5 protein-coding genes are annotated in these 4,027 nt (G+C 40.7%); all 5 read right to left on the bottom strand.

What is annotated here, in order from left to right; genetic code table 11:
- Nucleotides 1-70: 70 nt before the first annotated feature.
- Nucleotides 71-1,993, bottom strand: coding sequence for a type IV secretory system conjugative DNA transfer family protein (locus Q0256_RS09610; RefSeq protein WP_297962515.1), 1,923 nt, complete (start codon nucleotides 1,991-1,993; stop codon nucleotides 71-73).
- Nucleotides 1,986-2,396, bottom strand: coding sequence for a plasmid mobilization relaxosome protein MobC (locus Q0256_RS09605; protein ID WP_297962513.1), 411 nt, complete (start codon nucleotides 2,394-2,396; stop codon nucleotides 1,986-1,988). The genes Q0256_RS09610 and Q0256_RS09605 overlap by 8 nt, the downstream gene beginning before the upstream one ends.
- Entirely contained in the window at nucleotides 2,393-3,340 is a 948-nt protein-coding gene (locus tag Q0256_RS09600) for an ATPase, T2SS/T4P/T4SS family (protein ID WP_297962511.1), read from the bottom strand. The genes Q0256_RS09605 and Q0256_RS09600 overlap by 4 nt, the downstream gene beginning before the upstream one ends.
- Nucleotide 3,341: 1 nt before the next feature.
- A complete protein-coding gene (locus Q0256_RS09595) occupies nucleotides 3,342-3,554 on the bottom strand; it encodes a hypothetical protein (protein WP_297962510.1) in 213 nt (70 codons plus the stop codon).
- Between the two features lie 11 nt (nucleotides 3,555-3,565).
- The coding region (locus Q0256_RS09590) for a TrbI/VirB10 family protein (RefSeq protein WP_297962508.1) at nucleotides 3,566-4,027 on the bottom strand (462 nt) is incomplete at its 5' end.

The following is a 4,027-nucleotide window of genomic DNA, read 5'->3' as shown; positions in this document are numbered from 1 at the left end:
AATTTAGCAAAAATAAAAATATTATATTTTTAAATTTTTTGATAAATTTATTATAAAAATTTATAAAATTTTACTCCCTATCCACTTTAATTTTTAGAGCTTTTAGCAGCTCGTCTCTTTGTTGTCTTTTATCATCTGCAGGTTTGATCTCGCTTGAGCCGTTTTGTGCCGTATTTACTTCGCCTTTTGCCTCTTTTTCGCTCCCTTTTTCGGCCGTATAGGCGTCTTGCTTGACGGCAGCTTCGCTTTGGTCGTCCTTTGCCTCAACTTCTAGCTTATCCGCCTCTTTCCACTGTGCCATCTTGAACCAATAAGGCACTTTTGCTTTGATGGGCATCTTGTAAAAGCCTTTAACGAGAATTAAAATATCGCTACTATCTTGGTTTTTCAAATCTTGGGCGGTTACTAGTTTTTTGGCTTCTTTACTCTTTGAGATATTGCTTTTAAACAGCTCCATATTGCCTTGCGATTTGCTGATTTTGATATTTGTGTAGTCGCCGATTAACTTGCTCGTATCCTCTGCGTCTTTGTCGCTATTCATGTTAAAAATTACGTGATATCCGCTGTTATTTTTTACGATATTCATATCGTCTTCGCCGTAGTATTTTTTGATCTGCTCGTAGCTTTGCGTAACGAAAACCGGTAAAAGCCCGTAGCTTCTGCAAAGTGCGGGGGCTTCTAATAAAAATGGCATCTTGCCGAAGCGCACGAACTCATCCCCGAAAAAGTATATAAATCTCTCGGGATCGCTGCACTCTTCTCCGCTCATTAATTTCTTAAATAATGTTTCTATGAAAATACGAATTAAAGGCGCTAAAATTTCGATATCTTCGGTCTGAACGACTACGTACATCGATATTCTTTTTGCCCTTAAGTCTTCGAACGTAAAGCTCATCTTGCTGGTTGCGTTAGCTACTTGCGGATTGCTAAAAACCGTCATAAACGTATCATATGTCGATTTTATGCTTGCAAATTCATTATCTGCGGCTCTTGCATACGCTCTAGCCTGATTTCTCGTGCTTTCGTCGATACTTTCGTCGAAGCTCGTCTGTTTTAGCCAAATTTTAAAAGTATCTACGTCGTAGTCTCTCTCCCTTTCTTTATCCGGATCGTCCTCATCTATCTCTTTCATCGCCTCTTCGCCGAATTTTTCGTCCAAATACTCAAAATAATCGGCTTTTGGGGCTTGAGCCAGCTGCGCTAGCGTCGCGTGTCTATCTCTTTGCATAAAGTATTCGGCAAAAAATACGAACATCGTTCTTGCCGATACTATCCAGTGATCGTTTTCGCTGCCTTTTTCGCCCACGAAAATCGTAGAGGCTATCTGCTCGGCTAGCTTTTTTATGTGTATATACTCCATATCCTTAACGATCGAGCGGTCGAATGGATTAAAAAACAGCGTGTTATCCCAACTAAAAGGGGAGAATAGCTGAATTTCGTTATTGAAGTATTTTTGCCTATACCCGGCCGTTTTTTTATATAACTCGCCTTTAATATCTAATGTTGCGCAAGAATTTGGTACGCTTAGTAAATTTGGAATGATCATACCGGCCGTTTTACCGCTCCCCGGAGGCGCCACAACTAGCGTCGAGAGCGGCTGCGTAGCTCGCAAAAACTGCGGATTATCGCTATCTATATTAAGGCATCCTAGCACTAAGCCGTTTTTGTAGTTGACGTTCATTTTAGGAAAGTCTTCGGGGGTTGCAAATCTTGCCGAGCCGTAATCTTCGCCGTCTCTAAAATACGGCAACAACCACCACGCAAAAACTACTAAAAATGGGGCGATTAGCGTAAATAAAGCGACATAAGCCTTTAATTTTAGCGTTGGCGCGCCTATGTTTATTAAAATTTTATACGCTACCGCGGGCACTTTTATCAAATCCGGGTTAAAAATAACCTTGACTACCGCTAAATATAGCACTACGCCCATTATAATTGAGACGAAAAATGCCCAAGCCCATCTTTTAGCGGTAAATTCCTTTGAGCTATCCATTTCCATCTCCCTTTACTTCATTGCTGCTTGGCGGTTTTACATGTTCCGCCTCTATTTTTATTTTTAAATCTTCTATTCTTACGCTTAGTTCTTTTATGGCCGCTGCAAAGTCTCGCATATTTTTTTCTAAATCATTTTTGGCTTCTTCGGGGCCGGTAATGTTTGCATTTAGATGATAGGCGATTTGATTTAAATTTGCTCCCAAGCGGCCGAATTCTCGCAAGAATTCACTTATTATTTCGTTATTCGTTTCTATCCGATCTAACGCATCGGCGTATTTTTCTATATATACCAGCTTTCGAACTACTGCCGATTTACTTTCGTTTCGCTTTTGAGCTAAGCAATTTAACGCCTTTAGATCTGCCATAGTAAAATATATCGAGTGTCGTTCATTTTTTCTCATGCTACGATCTTTGCAATGTCTAATTCTTTTAAATTTAAAATATCAGTCACGACTCTTTGATTTTTTACTCTGGCTATTTGGATAATGTAGTCGATTGCTGTGACGATAAGGCTATCTAGCATGCGGTCATCCACGCTTGATAGACCGCCTCCTAAAATAATATTGGTTTTAATGGCTTTTATGGCGTCTTTGGGATTATTCGCGTGCAAAGTGCTTAAATTTCCCGCATGCCCGGTGTTGTTTACTCTTAAAAACGAAAAGGTATTGCGGATATCTATCTCGCCTAAAAATAGCCTATCGGGTCGCAAGCGCATCGCATTATCGATCGCTACTTGATAGCTGTAAATTTCGGTAGCTATTTTTGGTACGGCCAGCTGCGTTTTATTTACGTTTTCCACCATTAGTTCTTGACTGTCCTCTATGGTGACTACCCGCTCAGTTGGGTCGATTTCGCCCATTAGCGAGTTTAAAAAGCTGGTTTTACCGCTTCCTGTTCCGCCGCTTAAAAGTACGTTTTTCTTGTCCCGGATCAGCTCTTTGATTTTTTTGTAAGTCCAGCCTTCGTTTATTACGTTTTGGCTTAGGGTAAAACTTTCTAATTTAAAGGCCTCTTTGCTGGGTATCCTTATACAAATTGCGATATCGCTATTAAATAGGCTCGATTTATGCTGCGCTTGAACGCGGTAACGCAAAAACGGATCGGGCAGCTCGCACGAAAGATGGCAATGCGTTTCGTCGAAACGTTGATTTCTCCTAGTGGCTAGCTCGATCAAAAAATTATTTAGAAATTTAATATCTAGCTTTGGGTCTTGTACTATTTCCCATCGATCGCCGTAGTCTATGTTGATTTCGCACGGCCGATTAAATATCAGCTCGTTCGCCCGTAGGGTCAAATACGGCTTTAAAACGCCTAAAATATTATTTAAAATTATGCTTTCGCTCATTTTACTCTTCTTGGCTTGCTTCCGTTGCGCTCGCGCCTGCTAAATCGTTCTTCTCTTGCACTAGCTTTTCTAGCTTCTGCCTCTCTTTTGCGGCGCTTGCTTCAGCCTTTTCGGTAATTTTTAGCTGATTTGCTATGCGTTTTAGTAGCCTATCGTTTGCTTTTTTGTTTTGTAACTCGGTCTTGACTTGGCTTTTGATTTGCTCGTATTGCATCGGTTTCCCCTTTAATCGTTAAAATATTGCATCATCACTTCGCCGTTTTTCGGCTTCGCAAACCACATGTGATTTGTAGGCACTAAAAATATACGGCTTCCGCTTTTGATTTCGATGGTCGGCTTAATTTGGCTTTGCTGCTGAATTATGTCTTGTACCACGCTGCTTACGTCGCTTCTGGCGTTTGAGTAAATTTCGGTAGCATAAGAGTTATTTGAATTTCCCATTTTTGAGGCTATACCCAAAAGTAAGGCATTCGTAATCGTTGAGATTGAGTAGGCTATGCCGTAGCGTTCCCAATATTTATTATTTATCGCTCCTACGACTCCGTTCATTCCCATATTATCGGCTGCCATTGCATCGGTAAGTAATATATTTATGCCTTGCGGCGTGATTATCTCGCGCCACCTGATTTCTAACCTCTCATGCCCGATTTTAGTATCGTTAGTATAAAAACCTATCACTTTGCTTCC

Source organism: uncultured Campylobacter sp., assembly GCF_937949835.1.
In the GTDB taxonomy this organism is placed as follows: domain Bacteria; phylum Campylobacterota; class Campylobacteria; order Campylobacterales; family Campylobacteraceae; genus Campylobacter_B.
Note: the sequence above shows the minus strand (reverse complement) of the source record. Positions and strands in the feature narration are given on the sequence as shown.

What these genes read in the sequence shown, in the direction of transcription:
- Q0256_RS09610 (WP_297962515.1), bottom strand. Translation starts at nt 1,993, where the DNA reads ATGGATAGCTCAAAGGAATTTACCGCTAAAAGATGGGCTTGGGCATTT.
- Q0256_RS09605 (WP_297962513.1), bottom strand. Translation starts at nt 2,396, where the DNA reads ATGAGAAAAAATGAACGACACTCGATATATTTTACTATGGCAGATCTA.
- Q0256_RS09600 (WP_297962511.1), bottom strand. Translation starts at nt 3,340, where the DNA reads ATGAGCGAAAGCATAATTTTAAATAATATTTTAGGCGTTTTAAAGCCG.
- Q0256_RS09595 (WP_297962510.1), bottom strand. Translation starts at nt 3,554, where the DNA reads ATGCAATACGAGCAAATCAAAAGCCAAGTCAAGACCGAGTTACAAAAC.